General features: G+C 67.3%; 16 protein-coding genes. 9 read left to right on the forward strand and 7 right to left on the reverse strand.

The features are described 5' to 3' along the window. Nucleotides 1–2: 2 nt before the first annotated feature. From rsxC to metG, 7 genes are all read right to left on the reverse strand, one after another. Nucleotides 3–2,327: an electron transport complex subunit RsxC gene (gene rsxC / locus LT948_RS06285; RefSeq protein ID WP_033995648.1), complete on the reverse strand. Its 2,325-nt coding sequence runs from the start codon at nucleotides 2,325–2,327 to the stop codon at nucleotides 3–5. Beyond that, nucleotides 2,324–2,890, reverse strand: a complete 567-nt coding sequence (gene rsxB, locus LT948_RS06290) for an electron transport complex subunit RsxB (RefSeq protein ID WP_003103780.1) — start codon at nucleotides 2,888–2,890, stop codon at nucleotides 2,324–2,326. The genes rsxC and rsxB overlap by 4 nt, the downstream gene beginning before the upstream one ends. Further along, on the reverse strand, nucleotides 2,887–3,471 hold the full coding sequence (gene rsxA / locus LT948_RS06295) for an electron transport complex subunit RsxA (protein ID WP_003092041.1): 585 nt from the start codon (nucleotides 3,469–3,471) through the stop codon (nucleotides 2,887–2,889). The genes rsxB and rsxA overlap by 4 nt, the downstream gene beginning before the upstream one ends. 135 nt (nucleotides 3,472–3,606) lie before the next feature. Continuing rightward, on the reverse strand, nucleotides 3,607–4,044 hold the full coding sequence (tsi3, locus tag LT948_RS06300; protein ID WP_003092029.1) for a T6SS effector muramidase immunity protein Tsi3: 438 nt from the start codon (nucleotides 4,042–4,044) through the stop codon (nucleotides 3,607–3,609). Continuing rightward, nucleotides 4,041–5,267 carry a type VI secretion system effector muramidase Tse3 gene (gene tse3 / locus LT948_RS06305; protein WP_003092026.1) on the reverse strand — a complete coding sequence of 409 codons (1,227 nt, stop codon included), beginning with the start codon at nucleotides 5,265–5,267 and terminating at the stop codon, nucleotides 4,041–4,043. Before tse3 ends, tsi3 begins: the two co-directional genes overlap by 4 nt. An 86-nt stretch (nucleotides 5,268–5,353) precedes the next feature. Then, a complete protein-coding gene (locus LT948_RS06310; RefSeq protein WP_003111060.1) occupies nucleotides 5,354–6,154 on the reverse strand; it encodes a DUF4349 domain-containing protein in 801 nt (266 codons plus the stop codon). A 33-nt stretch (nucleotides 6,155–6,187) separates the two neighbouring features. Then, a complete protein-coding gene (gene metG / locus LT948_RS06315; RefSeq protein ID WP_003092021.1) occupies nucleotides 6,188–8,224 on the reverse strand; it encodes a methionine--tRNA ligase in 2,037 nt (678 codons plus the stop codon). A gap of 130 nt (nucleotides 8,225–8,354) precedes the next feature. Between metG and apbC the strand changes: the two genes are divergently transcribed. The 9 genes from apbC (at nucleotide 8,355) to rarD (ending at nucleotide 17,220) form a co-directional block, all read left to right on the forward strand. Continuing rightward, complete coding sequence (gene apbC / locus LT948_RS06320) at nucleotides 8,355–9,449, forward strand: iron-sulfur cluster carrier protein ApbC (protein ID WP_003092020.1); 1,095 nt, start codon at nucleotides 8,355–8,357, stop codon at nucleotides 9,447–9,449. A 100-nt stretch (nucleotides 9,450–9,549) separates the two neighbouring features. After that, a complete protein-coding gene (dcd, locus tag LT948_RS06325; protein ID WP_003092017.1) occupies nucleotides 9,550–10,116 on the forward strand; it encodes a dCTP deaminase in 567 nt (188 codons plus the stop codon). Between the two features lie 423 nt (nucleotides 10,117–10,539). After that, a complete protein-coding gene (rhlA, locus tag LT948_RS06330) occupies nucleotides 10,540–11,427 on the forward strand; it encodes a 3-(3-hydroxydecanoyloxy)decanoate synthase (RefSeq protein ID WP_003092013.1) in 888 nt (295 codons plus the stop codon). A 65-nt stretch (nucleotides 11,428–11,492) separates the two neighbouring features. Further along, nucleotides 11,493–12,773, forward strand: a complete 1,281-nt coding sequence (locus LT948_RS06335; RefSeq protein WP_003092007.1) for a glycosyltransferase — start codon at nucleotides 11,493–11,495, stop codon at nucleotides 12,771–12,773. A gap of 124 nt (nucleotides 12,774–12,897) precedes the next feature. Further along, on the forward strand, nucleotides 12,898–13,623 hold the full coding sequence (rhlR, locus tag LT948_RS06340) for a quorum sensing system transcriptional regulator RhlR (RefSeq protein WP_003119559.1): 726 nt from the start codon (nucleotides 12,898–12,900) through the stop codon (nucleotides 13,621–13,623). A gap of 180 nt (nucleotides 13,624–13,803) precedes the next feature. Beyond that, nucleotides 13,804–14,409 (forward strand): acyl-homoserine-lactone synthase RhlI, encoded by a 606-nt coding sequence (gene rhlI / locus LT948_RS06345; protein WP_003092004.1) that lies wholly within the window; start codon nucleotides 13,804–13,806, stop codon nucleotides 14,407–14,409. A 154-nt stretch (nucleotides 14,410–14,563) separates the two neighbouring features. Next, on the forward strand, nucleotides 14,564–15,370 hold the full coding sequence (pheC, locus tag LT948_RS06350; protein WP_003092003.1) for a cyclohexadienyl dehydratase: 807 nt from the start codon (nucleotides 14,564–14,566) through the stop codon (nucleotides 15,368–15,370). Nucleotides 15,371–15,463: 93 nt separating this feature from the next. Further along, nucleotides 15,464–16,324, forward strand: coding sequence for a carboxylate/amino acid/amine transporter (locus LT948_RS06355; RefSeq protein ID WP_003092000.1), 861 nt, complete (start codon nucleotides 15,464–15,466; stop codon nucleotides 16,322–16,324). After that, a complete protein-coding gene (rarD, locus tag LT948_RS06360) occupies nucleotides 16,321–17,220 on the forward strand; it encodes an EamA family transporter RarD (protein ID WP_003091995.1) in 900 nt (299 codons plus the stop codon). The genes LT948_RS06355 and rarD overlap by 4 nt, the downstream gene beginning before the upstream one ends. The last annotated feature ends 15 nt before the right edge of the window (nucleotides 17,221–17,235 follow it).

Raw genomic sequence — 17,235 nt, forward strand, 5'->3', positions numbered from 1 at the left:
GGTCACTCCGTACCGTGTTCGGTCAGGGCGCGCTCGGCGGCGCTCAGGCGCGCGCGGGCGGCGGCGAGTGCGGCGGGGTCGGCGTTCGCCAGGCGTTCGAGCTTCTTCAGGGCGGCGCGGGCGTAGGCCAGCTCGGTCTTCAGCTCGCGGGTGTGCGGGTCGACCGGGCGCTTGTCGATCCACACCAGCTCCGGCGCCGGCTTGCCGCAGGCGTCCTCGGCGGCATGCAGGTCGCGCTCGGCGGCTTGCAGCTCGCCGCGCAGGCGTTCCAGCTCGCTGTCCATCACCCCGGCCTGCTCGGCCTTCTTCAAGGCCGCGCGCTTGCCGACCAGGGCGATCTTCGCCCGCTTCAGCGCCGCCTGGCCGTCGTCGCGGGGCGCCGCGGGCTTCGGCGCGTGACGCTCGAGGCGGGCCAGGGTGGCTTCGCAACGCTCGACCTCGGCGCGCAGTTCGTCGAGGGTCGCCCGCTGTTCGGCGCCGGGCGCTTCGCCGAAGGCCTTTTCCGAGCGCTTGAGCTGGGCGCGGGCCATGGCGGCCTGGGCCTTGGCCTTCTTCAGTTCGGCTTCGTCGTCGAGCGCGGCAGGCGGTGCGCTGGGTAGGTCGCGCGGCAGGCTGGCTTCGGCATCGGCCAGGGCCTTGTCGGCGGCCTCGGCGGCGGCGCGCAGTTCCGCGACCAGGCCATGCTGTTCCGGGGTGTCGTGGCTGAGCAACTGTTTCTCGGCCTTCTTCAGGGCCACCCGCGCCATGCTCGCTTCGATCTTCAGCCGTTTCAGTCGTTCGCTGCCGCTACCGGCCTGCTTGCGCGCCCTGGCCCGCTCGATCGCCGCCTGCACCGGGTCGACCGCCGTGGCGGGGGCGGCTTCCTCGCGCTCGGCCTGGGCGGCGCGCGCCCGCGCGGCCTTCTCGGCGCGTTGGGCGCGTTCTGCGGCCCGGCGCTCCTCGTCGCGGCGCAGGCGAGCCTGGCGTTGCTCGAAACGCTCACGGGATTGTTCGGCCTTCAGCAACTTCTGCCGCTGCTCGCGGATCTCCGCCTTGGACGCGCGGTAGTACTGCACCAGGGGAATGCTCGACGGGCAGACGTAGGCGCAGGCGCCGCATTCGATGCAATCGAACAGGTTGTGGGCGAGCAATTGCTCGTGCTCGTCGCCCAGGGCGAAGAAATGCAGTTGTTGTGGCAGCAGGCTGACGGGGCAGACCTGGGCGCAGTCGCCGCAGCGGATACAGGGCATGGCCGGCACTGGTTCCGGCAGCTCCGTGGCATCGCCGGCGAGCAGGCAGTTGCAGGTCTTGATCAGCGGCACCGAGAGATCGGGCAGGGCGAAGCCCATCATCGGCCCGCCCATCAGCACGCGTTCCAGGCGTCCCTCGGCGAGGCCGGCGAACGCCAGCAGCTCGTGCACCGGCGTGCCGATCAGCGCCTCGACGTTCATCGGCCGCTCCAGGGCGCCGCCGGCGAGGGTGGTGATCCGCGAGATCAGCGGCCGACCGAGGACGACGGCATCGTGCACGGCGGCCAGGGTGCCGACGTTCTGGCACAGGATGCCGATGTCCGCCGGCAGGCCGTCCGCCGGGACTTCCCTGCCGGTGAGCAACTGGATCAACTGGCGCTCGCCGCCCGAGGGATAGCGGGTCGGCAGGGCGACGATGCGATAGGGCCGTTCACCGAGGGCGGCGCCGAGGGCGGCGATGGCTTCCGGCTTGTCGTCCTCGATGCCGACCAGCACCTCTTCGGGGCGCAGGATCTGCACCAGGATATCGATGCCGCCCAGCACCTGCGTGGCGCGCTCGCGCATGAGCAGGTCGTCGGCGCTGATGTAGGGCTCGCATTCGGCGCCGTTCACCACCAGCGTATGGATCTTTTCCGCCGGGCGCGCGGCGAGCTTGGCCGCGGTGGGGAAGCCGGCGCCGCCGAGACCGCCGATGCCGGCCGCGCGGATGCGTTCGAGCAACGCCAGCGGGCTTTCGGCGCGGAAGTCCGGGCAGGGATGCAGCTCGGTCCAGCGCTCCAGGCCGTCGCTGGCGATGACGATGGCCGGCGCGGGAAGACCGGAGGCATGCGGATAGGGGTGTGCGCCGATCGCCACCACGGTACCCGAGGTCGGGGCATGCAGCGCGGCGCTGACGGTGCCGTCCGGGAGGGCGATGGTCTGGCCCTTGAGTACGGCCTGGCCGACTTCCACGCAAGGCCGCGCCGGCGCGCCGATGTGCTGGCCGAGCGGCACGATGTAGCGCTGCGCCAGCGGCGCCTGCTGGATCGGCAGGGCGGTGGAGCGCTCCTTGTTGGCCGGCAGGCAGAGGCCGCCGGGGAAGGCGTGCAGGGCGCTCATGCCGCTCGCTCCCGGTCGCTGGCGATCAGTCGCGGCGACGGCTGCGGCCATTTCCAGTGGCGCACGTCGTCCGGTATCTCGCGCATCTCGATGCAGTCCACCGGACAGGGCTCCAGGCACAGGTCGCAACCGGTGCATTCGTCGGCGATCACCGTGTGCATCAACCGTGCGGCGCCGACGATGGCGTCCACCGGGCAGGCCTGGATGCACTTGGTGCAGCCGATGCATTCGGCCTCGCGGATGTAGGCTACCCGCGGCGGGGTTTCCTCGGCGGCGTCGAGCGGCTCGGGCTCCAGGTCGAGCAGGTCGGCGAGGGCGCGGATGGTCGCTTCGCCGCCCGGCGGGCACTTGTTGATCTTGTCGCCGGCGGCGATCGCCTCGGCGTAGGGCTTGCAGCCGGGGTAGCCACACTGGCCGCACTGGGTCTGCGGCAACAGGGCGTTGACCTGCTCGGCGACCGGGTCGCCCTGGACGCGGAAGCGCACCGCCGCATAGCCGAGCAGCGCACCGCCGGCCAGGCAGATCGGCAGCAGCGCGCCGATCGCCAGGAACACGCCGTTCATGGCCGGACCAACCCGCTGAAGCCCATGAACGCCAGCGACATCAGGCCGGCGGTGATCATGCCGATGGCCGCGCCGCGGAACGGCGCCGGCACGTCGGCGATGGCGATGCGCTCGCGCAGGGCGGCGAACAGCACCAGCACCAGGGAAAAGCCCAGCCCGGCGCCGAAGCCCTGGGTAGTGGCCTGGAGGAAGCCGTATTCAGCCTTGTTGGCGTTGAGCAGGGCGACGCCGAGGACGATGCAATTGGTGGTGATCAGCGGCAGGAAGATGCCGAGCACCCGGTACAGCAGCGGGCTGGTCTTCTTCACCAGCATCTCGGTGAACTGCACCACCACCGCGATCACCAGGATGAAGCCGATGGTGCGCAGGTACTCCAGGTCCAGCGGGCGCAGCACGTAGCGTTGCAGGATATGGCTGCACATCGCCGCCAGGGTCAGGACGAAGGTGGTGGCGAGGGACAGGCCGATGGCCGTCTCGATCTTCCGCGACACGCCCATGAACGGGCACAGGCCGAGGAACTGCACCAGGACAAAGTTGTTGACCAGGATGGCACTGACCAGGATCAGGGCGAGTTCAGTCATACGCGAAGCATTCGTTGCAGGGCCGGGGCCGTCGGGGAAATCCCCTATTATCGGGTGGGATTGCCCTGCAAGGCTAGCGCAAACACGTACGAAAGACCGGGAGACGGACTGCCGCAGCGTCTCCCGGGGTCGCGCTCACTGCAACCTGGCCCGCTCCAGCAGCGCCCAGGCCAGGGCGAAGGTCGGTTCGCCATCCTCGCTCTGCTCGCTGGCGCTGACCACGATCCACCGCGCGCCCGCCGGCTTGGCTGCCCACAGGCGGTATTCGCTGCCTGCGGAGCCGCCGTCGTCTTCCTCTACCTTGTAGCGCGCCTCGCCGTCGCCTAGGCGCCTGCTCGCCAGGTCGGGCGGGGGCGGCGCGTCCCGGCGCTGGACCTCCAGTTGGCGTGGGTTGCGCAGCTTGCCGCCTTCGTCGAAGCGGAAGCCCTCGGCGCTGCGCCGCGCGTCGAAGCCGACGGGGCGCTCCACCACCAGGCCGTTCGGGTGGGTCAGGGTCTTGTCGAAGTCCACCCCGGACTCCGCGGTGCAGGCCAGCAGGGCGAGGCTGGCGAGAATCAGGGCGACTGTCTTCATGGGAACCTCATTCCAGGATCGAGGAAGGTGGCGTAGGCATCGTCGACGAACATCGGCCAGCCCGGCGACAGGTTGTCGTCCCAGGGCCGCGAGGTGTATTCCGAGGCCAGCGCGCGGACATTGTCCCGCGGCCAGTTGCGCGGATTGCCGGCGTAGGCGCGGAGATCGATGGAGGGAAATGCGCCGCGGGTCTTCGGCAGCTTGCGCAGGTCCTGTTGCGACGCCAGGTTGGCGACGTAGCGGATGTAACGGGCGGTGGCGAAGATGTTGAATTCGTCGGAGGCCAGCAGGGTGGCGACCGCCTTGCGCGACAGGCCGCGGCGCACCGGCTGGCCGAGCAGGTCGGTGAACAGCTCGTACTTGATCGCGGTGGAGACCACCACCTGGCCGAGGCCGATGGAGGTGTTGGCGCTCTTGATGCTGACTGCCGCCTGATAGTCCTTGGCGTCTTCGTCGCGGGTCTGGTCACGCTGCTCGGCGAGGATGATCGCGCCGATCAGTTGCGGCGTCAGGTCGTACTTGCGCGCAGCCGCGGACATGACCTTGGCCCGCGACGGCGGGTTGCCCGGATAGGCGTCGGGGAACAGCGTGCTGATCGGCTGGCCGACCAGCGTCTGTGCCTGGTTCAGCTTGTCTTGCGGCGAAAGCTGGCTCAGGTAGGCGCCCAGGTCGCCGAGCGGGTTGCTGTACTTGGTGACGGTCGCCGGGTCCTTGTTGAGCAGCTTGAGCTGGTCGCCGAAGGCAATGGACGGCAGGTCGGTCGGATTGACGCCGGTGGCGCCGACCCCGCTGAACGGACCCTGGATCGCCTGGCTGGCTACCCCGGTGGCGCCGGCCGCGGCGAAGCCCAGGCGGCCAGCGGCGTCGGCGAGGTCGGCGCAGATGTCGAAGAAGGTGATGGTGGGGAAGTAGATCCAGTTGTCGGTCTGGGTGCCCAGGGGATTGTTGATCAGGCTGCGGATCAAGGCATTGCGTGCCTGGTAGCGCTGCATGGTGGTGCGCCCGGCGATGCTGGCGATCAGCGAGCGCGCCAGTTCCGGTGGGCCCACCCGCTGGAACAGCTTGATCAGCGAGCCGCTCTTGTCGAGTGCGGCGATGGTCGCATCGGGCACGTTGTCGTTGCGGATCGCGGCGATCACCCGGCGGGCTTCCTGGCGGGTCACCTGCCAGTCGTCCCAGCTATAGGAAATCAGTGACTCGATCAGGTCGCTGGTGGCGGTCATCGGTCTTCCTCCTTGTGAGTTGCCAGGCCCGTCAGGCGGTCCTGGGCGAAAGAGCGGACCCTCCCGGTCCGCCCGTATGCCTGGGCTCAGCGCGCCTCGTTCTTGCCGGGCCGCCGCAGCCAGCGCCACAGGCCGCGCAGCAACAGGCCCAGCGGCAGCAGCACGACGAGGAACGGCAGGCTGTAGGCGAAGAACTTCATCGCGGCGATGGTGCCATCGACAAGGTCGTCGAGCAGTTGCCCGGCGGCCGTGGCGAGCTGGCCGAGGCGGCTGTCCGGCTGCGCCTCGCTGCTGAAGCTCAGGGTCAGCAGGTTGGTGGCGATGCGCCGCTGCTGCTGGGCGCCGGCCTGGGCGTTGTCGGCCAGTTGGGCTTCCACCGCGGCGATTTCCTTGGCCAGGGCCAGCAGGTCGCCGACGCTCATGTCCTTGCGCCCCTGGTATTGCTGCAGGGTCTGGTACTCGCGTTGCAGGCGCTCGCGTTGCTGGCGGGTGTCGGCGACCGCCTGGGCCAGGTCCTCGGCGCGGGTCTGCCGGCTTTCCAGCGTGCCGCCCTCGGCAGCGGCCGCGACCAGCTTCTCCACGCCGTCCGGGACGATGCGCACGGTGAGTTCGGCGTAATGGCCGATACCGCCGCGTTGTTCGATGGCGAGCACGTCGCACTGGCCGAAGCGCTCGCTGTTGCAGGCGTCGCGGCTGGCGGCGAGTTGCGCGTCGATACGCGCGGCGGGAAGGCGGATGCCGACGCGGTGTTCGTAGGCGAGGGCGGTGCCGGGTTTGCCCGTCTCGCCCTGGAAACCGGTATTGCCGGAGACGCTTTCGGCGTGTTCGGCGGAGCATCCGTAGAGCGCCGCCAGCAGGACGCCGGCGGCAAGCTTCCATGCGTTCATTCTATCGAGCCCTCCGTGGCTTCGTGGTCTGCGTTACTTGACGCGCTGGCCCGGCTTGGCACCGCTGTCCGGACTCAGCAGGTAGATCTCCTCGCCACCTGGGCCGGCGGCCAGGACCATGCCCTCGGACACCCCGAACTTCATCTTGCGCGGCGCCAGGTTGGCCACATAGAGCGTCAGGCGGCCTTCCAGGGCGCTCGGGTCGGGATACGCGCTCTTGATCCCGGAGAACACGTTACGCTTCGCGTCGCCGATGTCCAGCGACAGGCGCAGCAGCTTGTCGGCGCCTTCGACGAATTCGCACTTCTCGATCAGGGCGATGCGCAGGTCGACCGCGGCGAAAGCGTCGAAGTCGATCTCCGCGGCGATGGGTTCCTTGACCAGCTCGCCGTTGCCGGCGGGTTGGGATGCGGCGGCGGCGAGGTCTTCCTTGGAGGCTTCGATCATGGCTTCTACTTTCGCGGGCTCGATACGGGTCATCAGGGGCTGGAATGGGTTCAGCTGGTGGTTGGCCAGCAGGGTCCGGTGGTCGGCCCAGGTCAGCGGGGCGACGTTGAGGAAGGCTTCGGCGGCGGCGGCCAGCTTCGGCAGCACCGGCTTGAGGAAGATCACCAACTGGCGGAACAGGTTGATGCCCAGGCCGCAGACGGCCTGGACCTTGTCCTGCTGGCCTTCCTGCTTGGCCAGCGCCCAAGGCGCCTGTTCGGCGATCCAGGCGTTGGCGCGGTCGGCGAGGGCCATGATCTCGCGCATGGCGCGATTGAAGTCGCGGGCCTCATAGGCCTCGGCGATGCCCGGGGCGGCCTCGCGGAAGGCGGCGAGCAGCTCCGGCGCCGGATCGGCGCCGACCAGCACGCCGGCGTTGCCCTTGTGGATGAAGCCGGCGCAGCGGCTGGCGATGTTGACGACCTTGCCGACCAGGTCGGAGTTGACCTTCTGCACGAAGTCCTCGAGGTTCAGGTCGAGGTCCTCGACGCCGCGGCCGAGCTTGGACGCGTAGTAGTAGCGCAGGTATTCCGGGTCCAGGTGGTCGAGGTAGGTGCGCGCCTTGACGAAGGTGCCGCGCGACTTGGACATCTTCTGGCCGTTCACGGTCAGGTAGCCGTGCACGTTCAGCGCGGTCGGCTTGCGGTAGCCGGCGCCTTCGAGCATGGCCGGCCAGAACAGCGCGTGGAAGTTGACGATGTCCTTGCCGATGAAGTGGTACAGCTCGGCGCTGGAGTCCTTGCCCCAGAACGCGTCGAAGTCCAGCTCGGGACGCCGCGCGCAGAGGTTCTTGAAGCTGGCCATGTAGCCGATCGGCGCGTCCAGCCAGACGTAGAAGTACTTGCCGGGAGCGTCGGGAATCTCGAAGCCGAAGTACGGCGCGTCGCGCGAGATGTCCCACTGCTGGAGGCCGCTGTCCAGCCACTCGGCGAGCTTGTTGGCCACCGACTCCTGAAGGGCGCCGCTGCGGGTCCATTGCTTGAGCATGGCCTCGAAGTCCGGCAGCTTGAAGAAGTAGTGCAGCGATTCCTTGAGCACCGGGGTGGCGCCGGAGATCGCCGATTTCGGGTCCTTCAGTTCGGTCGGGGCGTAGGTCGCGCCGCAGGCCTCGCAGTTGTCGCCGTACTGGTCGGCGGTGCCGCACTTCGGGCAGGTGCCCTTGATGAAGCGGTCGGCGAGGAACATCTGCTTTTCCGGGTCGAAGTACTGGGTCACCGGGCGGGTGTCGATGTGCCCGGCGTCGCGCAGTTTCAGGTAGATCGCGCTGGACAGCTCGCGGTTCTCTTCCGAGTGGGTCGAGTGGTAGTTGTCGAAGTCCACCAGGAAGTCGGCGAAGTCGCCCATGTGCTCGGCGCGCACGGCGTCGATCAGTTGCTCGGAGGTGATGCCCTCGCGCTCGGCGCGGAGCATGATCGCCGAACCGTGGGCGTCGTCGGCGCAGACGTAGACGGCCTGGTTGCCACGCATCTTCTGGAAGCGCACCCACATGTCCGTCTGGATGTACTCCAGCATGTGTCCCAGGTGAATGGAACCGTTGGCGTAGGGGAGGGCGCTGGTAACGAGGATCTTGCGTGGTTCGGACATGGGTTCGGCTTATCGGCTGAGAGCTAAACGGATCGGTCACTATAAAGAAGCGGCGGTTTTTTTTCATCCGCGCGCCACTCGGGTAGGATGACCGGCATCGATTCCCCGCTTAACCCTCAGGAAATCCCCCATGTCCGCTATCACTCGCCAAACGGTGGAAGCCACCCTCCGCCAGTACCAGGACCCCTATCTGAACCAGGACCCCGTCAGCGCCGGCTGCCTGCGCGAGGTGGAGATCCAGGGCGACCGCGTGCGGGTGCGCCTGGAACTGGGGTACGCCGCCGGGCTGTTCAGAAACGGCCTGGCGCAAACCCTGCAAATGGCCCTGGAGGCGCTCGACGGCGTCGCTCGCGCCGAGGTCCGGGTCGACTGCGTGATCCAGCCGCACAAGGCACAGCCGCAGGTCGAGGTGATGGGCAACGTGAAGAACATCGTCGCGGTGGCTTCCGGCAAGGGCGGCGTCGGCAAGTCCACCACCGCCGCCAACCTGGCCCTGGCCTTGGCCCGCGAGGGTGCGCGGGTGGGCATCCTCGACGCGGACATCTACGGACCCAGCCAGGGCATCATGTTCGGCCTGCCGGAAGGCACCCGGCCGAAGGTCCGTGAGCAGAAGTGGTTCGAGCCCCTGGAGGCGCACGGGGTGCAGGTGATGTCGATGGCCTTCCTCACCGACGACAGCACGCCGGTGGTCTGGCGCGGGCCGATGGTCTCCGGCGCCCTGATCCAGCTGATCACCCAGACCGCCTGGGACAACCTCGACTACCTGGTGGTGGACATGCCGCCGGGCACCGGCGACATCCAGCTGACCCTGGCGCAGAAGGTGCCGGTGGCCGGCGCGGTGATCGTCACCACCCCGCAGGACCTGGCGCTGCTCGACGCGAAGAAGGGCGTGGAGATGTTCCGCAAGGTGAACATCCCGGTGCTCGGCGTGGTGGAGAACATGGCGGTGCACATCTGCTCCAACTGCGGCCATGCCGAGCACCTGTTCGGCGAGGGCGGCGGCGAGAAGCTGGCGGCGCAGTTCGGCGTCGAGCTGCTGGCGTCCATGCCGCTGTCGATCGCCATCCGCACCCAGGCCGACAGCGGCCGGCCGACGGTGATCGCCGACCCGGAAAGCCAACTGGCGATGCTCTACCAGGAAATCGCCCGCCATGTCGGCGCGCGCATCGTTCTCAGCGAGCGGGCCAGCGTCGGCCTGCCGAACATCAGCATCAGCGACGACTGAGGCGCTCGGGCAGCCGTCGGCGACGGCTGCCTTTGCCCTGGGGCGGCGGCCCCGGTAAGATTCGCGATCATTTTTCGCAGCTTTCGACAGGACACCCTCCATGACCATCAAATCGGACAAGTGGATTCGCCGCATGGCTCAGGAGCACGGCATGATCGAGCCGTTCGTCGAGCGCCAGGTGCGCGGCGCGGACGACAGCCGGGTGATTTCCTACGGGGTGTCCAGCTACGGCTACGACGTGCGCTGCGCCGCCGAATTCAAGGTGTTCACCAACATCCATTCGGCGGTGGTCGATCCGAAGAACTTCGACGAGAAAAGCTTCGTCGACATCAACAGCGACGTCTGCATCATCCCGCCGAACTCCTTCGCCCTGGCGCGCACCGTCGAGTACTTCCGCATCCCGCGCGACGTCCTGACCATCTGCCTGGGCAAGAGCACCTACGCGCGTTGCGGCATCATCGTCAACGTCACCCCACTGGAGCCGGAGTGGGAAGGCCATGTGACCCTCGAGTTCTCCAATACCACCAACCTGCCGGCGAAGATCTACGCCAACGAAGGCGTGGCGCAGATGCTCTTCCTGCAATCCGACGAGGCCTGCGAAGTGTCCTATAAGGACCGTGGCGGCAAATACCAGGGCCAGCGCGGCGTGACCCTGCCAAAAGCCTGACGCCAGAGCGTTTCGACACCGGAAACCGGGCCTGGCGCCCGGTTTTTTCATGCCTTTTCCGCCAACCCCTCGCTGTTCCCCGCCGGCCGCTCTGGCACGCCTTATCGCGGGCGGGCAGGGGCTTATGCGCAGGCGGCCGCCCGTCCTGTGAAATCTGGCAGTTACCGTTAGCTTTCGAATTGGCTAAAAAGTGTTCATCGGCTACGCGTGAACACGGACGCCAATCGTTTGCGCAGGCCGATCTGCAAGACCCACACAAGCCCCTCGCCTGAAGGGGTACGCATCCGCCGTGGCTGGTCCGCGCGGATGGCCGCTGAGTTACTTGTCTGCCGTTCGAACAATAAGAACGAACTCTACGTAATGCCGGGATACCCGTGGCAGCGATAGCTGTTTGCCTGTTCGAAAATTTTTGGGAGGTGTGAAATGCGGCGCGAAAGTCTGTTGGTATCGGTTTGCAAGGGCCTGCGGGTACATGTCGAGCGCGTTGGGCAGGATCCCGGGCGCAGCACGGTGATGCTGGTCAACGGCGCGATGGCGACCACCGCCTCGTTCGCCCGGACCTGCAAGTGCCTGGCCGAACATTTCAACGTGGTGCTGTTCGACCTGCCCTTCGCCGGGCAGTCGCGGCAGCACAACCCGCAGCGCGGGTTGATCACCAAGGACGACGAGGTGGAAATCCTCCTGGCGCTGATCGAGCGCTTCGAGGTCAATCACCTGGTCTCCGCGTCCTGGGGCGGTATCTCCACGCTGCTGGCGCTGTCGCGCAATCCGCGCGGTATCCGCAGCTCGGTGGTGATGGCATTCGCCCCTGGACTGAACCAGGCGATGCTCGACTACGTCGGGCGGGCGCAGGCGCTGATCGAGCTGGACGACAAGTCGGCGATCGGCCATCTGCTCAACGAGACCGTCGGCAAATACCTGCCGCCGCGCCTGAAAGCCAGCAACCATCAGCACATGGCTTCGCTGGCCACCGGCGAATACGAGCAGGCGCGCTTTCACATCGACCAGGTGCTGGCGCTCAACGATCGGGGCTACCTGGCTTGCCTGGAGCGGATCCAGAGCCACGTGCATTTCATCAACGGCAGCTGGGACGAATACACCACCGCCGAGGACGCCCGCCAGTTCCGCGACTACCTGCCGCACTGCAGTTTCTCGCGGGTGGAGGGCACCGGGCATTTCCTCGACCTGGAGTCCAAGCTGGCAGCGGTACGCGTGCACCGCGCCCTGCTCGAGCACCTGCTGAAGCAACCGGAGCCGCAGCGGGCGGAACGCGCGGCGGGATTCCACGAGATGGCCATCGGCTACGCCTGAACCCTTGACCTGCGAAGACCCGGCTTGGCCGGGCTTTGCGGTTGCATAACGCACGGAGTAGCCCCATGCACGCCATCCTCATCGCCATCGGCTCGGCCGGCGACGTATTTCCCTTCATCGGCCTGGCCCGGACCCTGAAACTGCGCGGGCACCGCGTGAGCCTCTGCACCATCCCGGTGTTTCGCGACGCGGTGGAGCAGCACGGCATCGCGTTCGTCCCGCTGAGCGACGAACTGACCTACCGCCGGACCATGGGCGATCCGCGCCTGTGGGACCCCAAGACGTCCTTCGGCGTGCTCTGGCAAGCCATCGCCGGGATGATCGAGCCGGTCTACGAGTACGTCTCGGCGCAGCGCCATGACGACATCGTGGTGGTCGGCTCGCTATGGGCGCTGGGCGCACGCATCGCTCACGAGAAGTACGGGATTCCCTACCTGTCCGCGCAGGTCTCGCCATCGACCCTGTTGTCGGCGCACCTGCCGCCGGTACACCCCAAGTTCAACGTGCCCGAGCAGATGCCGCTGGCGATGCGCAAGCTGCTCTGGCGCTGCATCGAGCGCTTCAAGCTGGATCGCACCTGCGCGCCGGAGATCAACGCGGTGCGCCGCAAGGTCGGCCTGGAAACGCCGGTGAAGCGCATCTTCACCCAATGGATGCATTCGCCGCAGGGCGTGGTCTGCCTGTTCCCGGCCTGGTTCGCGCCGCCCCAGCAGGATTGGCCGCAACCCCTGCACATGACCGGCTTCCCGCTGTTCGACGGCAGTATCCCGGGAACCCCGCTCGACGACGAACTGCAACGCTTTCTCGATCAGGGCAGCCGGCCGCTGGTGTTCACCCAGGGCTCGACCGAACACCTGCAGGGCGACTTCTACGCCATGGCCCTGCGCGCGCTGGAACGCCTCGGCGCGCGTGGGATCTTCCTCACCGGCGCCGGCCAGGAACCGCTGCGCGGCTTGCCGAACCACGTGCTGCAGCGCGCTTACGCGCCACTGGGAGCCTTGCTGCCATCGTGCGCCGGGCTGGTCCATCCGGGCGGTATCGGCGCCATGAGCCTGGCCTTGGCGGCGGGGGTGCCGCAGGTGCTGCTGCCCTGTGCCCACGACCAGTTCGACAATGCCGAACGGCTGGTCCGGCTCGGCTGCGGGATGCGCCTGGGCGTGCCGTTGCGCGAGCAGGAGTTGCGCGGGGCGCTGTGGCGCTTGCTCGAGGACCCGGCCATGGCGGCGGCCTGTCGGCGTTTCATGGAATTGTCACAACCGCACAGTATCGCTTGCGGTAAAGCGGCCCAGGTGGTCGAACGTTGTCATAGGGAGGGGGATGCTCGATGGCTGAAGGCTGCGTCCTGAACGGTGCTGGCATAACAGATAGGGTTGCCATGATTTTGCCGTATCGGCAAGGCTGCGCGCTTGACAGCGTCATACCCCGGGCCAATTCTGCTGTGATGCATTTTATCGATCAGGGCTTACTGCAATGAGGAATGACGGAGGCTTTTTGCTGTGGTGGGACGGTTTGCGTAGCGAGATGCAGCCGATCCACGACAGCCAGGGCGTGTTCGCCGTCCTGGAAAAGGAAGTGCGGCGCCTGGGCTTCGATTACTACGCCTATGGCGTGCGCCACACGATTCCCTTCACCCGGCCGAAGACCGAGGTCCATGGCACCTATCCCAAGGCCTGGCTGGAGCGATACCAGATGCAGAACTACGGGGCCGTGGATCCGGCGATCCTCAACGGCCTGCGCTCCTCGGAAATGGTGGTCTGGAGCGACAGCCTGTTCGACCAGAGCCGGATGCTCTGGAACGAGGCTCGCGATTGGGGCCTCTGTGTCGGCGCGACCCTGCCGATCCGCGCGCCGAACAATTTGCTCAGCGTGCTTTCCGTGGCGCGCGACCAGCAGAACATCTCCAGCTTCGAGCGCGAGGAAATCCGCCTGCGGCTGCGTTGCATGATCGAGTTGCTGACCCAGAAGCTGACCGACCTGGAGCATCCGATGCTGATGTCCAACCCGGTCTGCCTGAGCCATCGCGAACGCGAGATCCTGCAATGGACCGCCGACGGCAAGAGTTCCGGGGAAATCGCCATCATCCTGAGCATCTCCGAGAGCACGGTGAACTTCCACCACAAGAACATCCAGAAGAAGTTCGACGCGCCGAACAAGACGCTGGCTGCTGCCTACGCCGCGGCGCTGGGCCTCATCTGAAGCGCAGGGCGCGCCGGCCGGCGCGCCCTACCAGATCTGGCAGGTTGCCTGCCGTTCATCCTCCTTTAGTCTTCCCCCTCATGTGTGTGCTGGTATGTCCTCCGACTGAGAGGGCCCAGGAGTATCAGGGTAGGGATGCCGCCTTTTTTTTCTCGGCCGGCACGACACGGGGACTTGGTCATGATCGAATTGCTCTCTGAATCGCTGGAAGGGCTTTCCGCCGCCATGATCGCCGAGCTGGGACGCTACCGGCATCAAGTCTTCATCGAGAAGCTGGGCTGGGACGTGGTCTCCACCTCCAGGGTCCGCGACCAGGAATTCGACCAGTTCGACCATCCGCAAACCCGCTACATCGTCGCCATGGGCCGCCAGGGCATCTGCGGTTGCGCCCGCCTGCTGCCGACGACCGACGCCTACCTGCTCAAGGACGTCTTCGCCTACCTGTGCAGCGAAACCCCGCCCAGCGATCCGTCGGTCTGGGAGCTTTCGCGCTACGCCGCCAGCGCGGCGGACGATCCGCAGCTGGCGATGAAGATATTCTGGTCCAGCCTGCAATGCGCCTGGTACCTGGGGGCCAGTTCGGTGGTCGCGGTGACCACCACGGCCATGGAGCGCTATTTCGTTCGCAACGGCGTGATCCTCCAGCGCCTCGGCCCGCCGCAGAAGGTCAAGGGCGAGACGCTGGTCGCGATCAGCTTCCCGGCCTACCAGGAGCGCGGCCTGGAGATGTTGTTGCGCTACCACCCGGAATGGCTGCAGGGTGTACCGCTGTCGATGGCGGTGTGAGGTCGTCAGCCGTTTCGCGCACTTTTTTCCGCTTCTCCTGCCGCATGCTCGGCCCGCGCCCCGGCGTCATCGGGCGTTCCCCTGCATTCCGGGATTTGGCCGCGGCTGCCGACTTGCGTAGTCTCTCTGCGGTCCGCCATCCCGAGGAGTCGCCATGCCGAAGTCATTCCGCCATCTCGTCCAGGCCCTGGCCTGCCTTGCGCTGCTGGCCAGCGCCAGCCTCCAGGCGCAGGAGAGCCGCCTCGACCGCATCCTCGAAAGCGGCGTGCTGCGCGTCGCCACCACGGGCGACTACAAGCCCTTCAGCTACCGCACGGAAGAGGGCGGTTACGCCGGTTTCGACGTGGACATGGCGCAGCGCCTGGCCGAGAGCCTGGGGGCCAAGCTGGTAGTGGTGCCGACCAGTTGGCCGAACCTGATGCGCGATTTCGCCGACGACCGCTTCGACATCGCCATGAGCGGCATCTCGATCAACCTGGAGCGCCAGCGCCAGGCGTATTTCTCGATTCCCTACCTGCGCGACGGCAAGACGCCGATCACCCTCTGTAGCGAAGAAGCGCGTTTCCAGACCCTGGAGCAGATCGACCAGCCGGGCGTGACGGCCATCGTCAACCCCGGCGGCACCAACGAGAAGTTCGCCCGGGCGAACCTGAAGAAGGCCCGGATCCTGGTGCATCCGGACAACGTGACGATCTTCCAGCAGATCGTCGACGGCAAGGCCGACCTGATGATGACCGACGCCATCGAGGCCCGCCTGCAGTCGCGGTTGCACCCGGAACTCTGCGCCGTGCATCCGCAGCAACCCTTCGACTTCGCCGAGAAGGCCTACCTGCTGCCGCGCGACGAGGCCTTCAAGCGCTACGTCGACCAGTGGCTGCACATCGCTGAGCAGAGCGGCTTGTTGCGCCAGCGCATGGAGCACTGGCTCGAATACCGCTGGCCCACCGCGCACGGCAAGTAGTACAGGGGCGGCGAGGTTGGCCGCGGGCCCGCGCGGCCTTCCTTGGCGGCGGCAAAAACGTTATGGTCGGCGCCCCATCCTGGTGCCTGGTCCATGCGTTATCTACTGTTCGTCACCGTCCTCTGGGCGTTCTCCTTCAACCTGATCGGCGAGTACCTCGCCGGCCAGGTCGACAGCTACTTCGCCGTGCTTACCCGGGTCCTTCTCGCTGGCCTGGTGTTTCTCCCGCTGACCCGCTGGCGCGGCGTCGAACCGCGTTTCGTCGGTGGGGTGATGCTGGTCGGCGCGCTGCAGTTCGGCATCACCTACGTCTGCCTGTACCTGAGCTTCAACGTGCTGACGGTGCCCGAGGTGCTGCTGTTCACCGTGCTGACGCCGGTCCACGTGGCCCTGTTCGACGACCTGCTCAACCGCCGCTTCAACTTCTGGGCCCTGGCCGCCGCGCTGGTGGCGGTGCTGGGCGCGGCGATCATCCGCTACGACGGGATCACCGGCGAGTTCCTCCAGGGCTTCCTGCTGCTGCAACTGGCCAACGCCACCTTCGCCGCCGGCCAGGTGCTGTACAAGCGCCTGGTGCGCAAGTACCCGTCCGAGCTGCCGCAGCGCCAGCGCTTCGGTTATTTCTTCGTTGGCGCGCTGCTGGTGGCGTTGCCTGCCTGGCTGCTGTTCGGCGATCCGCAGCGCCTGCCGGCCGGCGAGCTGCAATGGGGCGTACTGGTATGGATGGGGCTGCTGGCCACCGCCCTCGGCCAGTTCTGGTGGAACAAGGGCGCCACCGAGGTGGACGCCGGTACCCTGGCGGTGATGAACAACCTGCACGTGCCGGTCGGGTTGCTGCTCAACCTGCTGATCTGGAACCAGCACGCCGACCTGCCGCGCCTGGCCCTGGGCGGCGCGGTGATCGTCGCTTCGCTGTGGGTCAACCGGCTCGGCCGGCGCGAGGTGCGTGCATGAGGATTTCCGGACAGGGCGTGCTGCTGTCGCTGGCCGCCTCGGTGCTGTTCGTTACCCTGCCGGGCTACGTCCACCTGCTGGAGCCGCTGGACAGCCTGCAGGTGGTGGCGCATCGGGTGGTCTGGTCGATCCCGATGGTATTCCTGCTGGTCGTCGCCACCCGCCAGTGGCCGACCCTGCGTGCCGCCTGGCGCCGGCTGTTCGCCGAGCCCTGGCTGCTGGCCTGCTTCCCGCTGACCGCGGCGATGATGCTGCTGCAATGGGGCATCTTCATCTGGGCGCCGTTGGCCGGGAAGACCCTTGAACTGTCGCTGGGCTACTTCCTCCTGCCGCTGGCGATGGTGCTGGTGGGGCGGGTGTTCTACGGCGAGCGCCTGACGCCGCTGCAGGCTATCGCCGTGGCCTGCGCGCTGGCCGGGGTGCTCCACGAGTTCTGGCTGACCCGCGCGTTCTCCTGGGTCTCCCTGGTCACCGCGCTGGGCTATCCCCCGTACTTCATGCTGCGGCGCAGGATGGGCGTGGACGCGCTGTCCGGGTTCGTCTTCGAGATGCTCTTCCTGCTGCCGCTGGCGCTGGCCGCGCTGTACTGGCTGGGCGACGAGAGCCAGGCCTTCCGCGAGGCGCCACGCCTGTGGCTGTTGCTGCCGATGCTGGGGCTGATCAGCGCGCTGGCCTTCGGCGCGATGATGGCTTCCAGCCGACTGCTGCCGATGGGGCTGTTCGGGATTCTCAGCTACGTCGAACCGGTGCTGCTGTTCCTGGTGGCGGTACTGTTCCTCGGCGAGGCGTTCCGTCCCGAGCAGCTATGGACCTACGCGCCGATCTGGCTGGCGGTGCTGTTGACCGGCTGGGACAGCGCGCGCCTGCTGAGGAAACAGGCGCGGCGGGGCATCTGAGCGAGCCGCAGGCGC

This window comes from Pseudomonas sp. CP-1 (genome assembly GCF_021213715.1).
Classification (GTDB): domain Bacteria; phylum Pseudomonadota; class Gammaproteobacteria; order Pseudomonadales; family Pseudomonadaceae; genus Pseudomonas; species Pseudomonas aeruginosa.

Bases quoted from the DNA above. Each gene is read 5' to 3' on its own strand.
- LT948_RS06335 (WP_003092007.1), top strand. From the start codon at position 11,493: ATGCACGCCATCCTCATCGCCATCGGCTCGGCCGGCGACGTATTTCCC.
- tsi3 (WP_003092029.1), bottom strand. From the start codon at position 4,044: ATGAAGACAGTCGCCCTGATTCTCGCCAGCCTCGCCCTGCTGGCCTGC.
- rhlI (WP_003092004.1), top strand. From the start codon at position 13,804: ATGATCGAATTGCTCTCTGAATCGCTGGAAGGGCTTTCCGCCGCCATG.
- tse3 (WP_003092026.1), bottom strand. From the start codon at position 5,267: ATGACCGCCACCAGCGACCTGATCGAGTCACTGATTTCCTATAGCTGG.
- metG (WP_003092021.1), bottom strand. From the start codon at position 8,224: ATGTCCGAACCACGCAAGATCCTCGTTACCAGCGCCCTCCCCTACGCC.
- rarD (WP_003091995.1), top strand. From the start codon at position 16,321: ATGAGGATTTCCGGACAGGGCGTGCTGCTGTCGCTGGCCGCCTCGGTG.
- dcd (WP_003092017.1), top strand. From the start codon at position 9,550: ATGACCATCAAATCGGACAAGTGGATTCGCCGCATGGCTCAGGAGCAC.
- rhlA (WP_003092013.1), top strand. From the start codon at position 10,540: ATGCGGCGCGAAAGTCTGTTGGTATCGGTTTGCAAGGGCCTGCGGGTA.
- rhlR (WP_003119559.1), top strand. From the start codon at position 12,898: ATGAGGAATGACGGAGGCTTTTTGCTGTGGTGGGACGGTTTGCGTAGC.
- rsxC (WP_033995648.1), bottom strand. From the start codon at position 2,327: ATGAGCGCCCTGCACGCCTTCCCCGGCGGCCTCTGCCTGCCGGCCAAC.
- apbC (WP_003092020.1), top strand. From the start codon at position 8,355: ATGTCCGCTATCACTCGCCAAACGGTGGAAGCCACCCTCCGCCAGTAC.
- LT948_RS06355 (WP_003092000.1), top strand. From the start codon at position 15,464: ATGCGTTATCTACTGTTCGTCACCGTCCTCTGGGCGTTCTCCTTCAAC.
- rsxA (WP_003092041.1), bottom strand. From the start codon at position 3,471: ATGACTGAACTCGCCCTGATCCTGGTCAGTGCCATCCTGGTCAACAAC.
- pheC (WP_003092003.1), top strand. From the start codon at position 14,564: ATGCCGAAGTCATTCCGCCATCTCGTCCAGGCCCTGGCCTGCCTTGCG.
- LT948_RS06310 (WP_003111060.1), bottom strand. From the start codon at position 6,154: ATGAACGCATGGAAGCTTGCCGCCGGCGTCCTGCTGGCGGCGCTCTAC.
- rsxB (WP_003103780.1), bottom strand. From the start codon at position 2,890: ATGAACGGCGTGTTCCTGGCGATCGGCGCGCTGCTGCCGATCTGCCTG.